Source organism: Pseudoalteromonas luteoviolacea NCIMB 1942 (genome assembly GCF_001625595.1).
GTDB classification, from domain to species: Bacteria; Pseudomonadota; Gammaproteobacteria; order Enterobacterales; family Alteromonadaceae; genus Pseudoalteromonas; species Pseudoalteromonas luteoviolacea_A.
Genome location: NZ_AUXT01000042.1, coordinates 1 through 712, shown reverse-complemented (window position 1 = coordinate 712; position 712 = coordinate 1). Strand labels below are relative to the sequence as shown.

Genomic DNA, 712 nt, shown 5'->3' with positions numbered 1-712 from the left:
ACCGAAGAAGATAATCATTGACCAACATACCAAGTGGGCAGAGCAACAATTTGCAAAAAGTGAGTTAGGAGATCTACGAAGAACAGCACGTTTGGTAAAGTTAGCTTCGACACTCGCTAACGAATCTGGAAAACCCCTTGTGAACATCATACAATCCGCCGCTGATATGGAAGGCGCTTATCGCTTTATTCGTAACGAACACATAGCCGCAAGCGCCATTGCAGAATCTGGCTTTAAAGCGACCACAGAGCAAGCCCAAACACACAACTTGTTACTCGCATTAGAAGATACAACAACCCTTGTTTAACGCCATACATGAATCCGAGAAGACTTAGGACACATTAACCAGAGCAATACTAACAGAGGGTTATGCACACACAGTGTGTTGTTGTTCGCACCTAAAGCTAAGCAAGTAGTCGGCCTGATTGAGCAAGCTAGATGGAGTCGAGACATTACTACGCGCGGAAAGCGACACCAACATGCCAGTCCCCCCTAAAAGAGAAAGAAAGCTATAAATGGGAGTCCGAATCACAAGCAATGGCAAAACGGCTTCAAGCGCAAATATCTAAGGTTATCTCCGTATGTGAGCGTGAAGCTGACATTTATGAATACCTTCAATACAAGCTACATGAGCAGCAACGATTAATTGTACGGTCGATGCAAAGTCGTCATATTGAAGTGGGAGAAGATAAACTCTATACATTTGCCAGCG

General features: G+C 44.2%; 1 pseudogene. It reads left to right on the top strand.

Going from position 1 to position 712, the window contains the following annotated elements:
* Window positions 1–16: 16 nt before the first annotated feature.
* Window positions 17–712: pseudogene (locus N482_RS24005) on the top strand (IS4 family transposase); the annotation flags it as partial.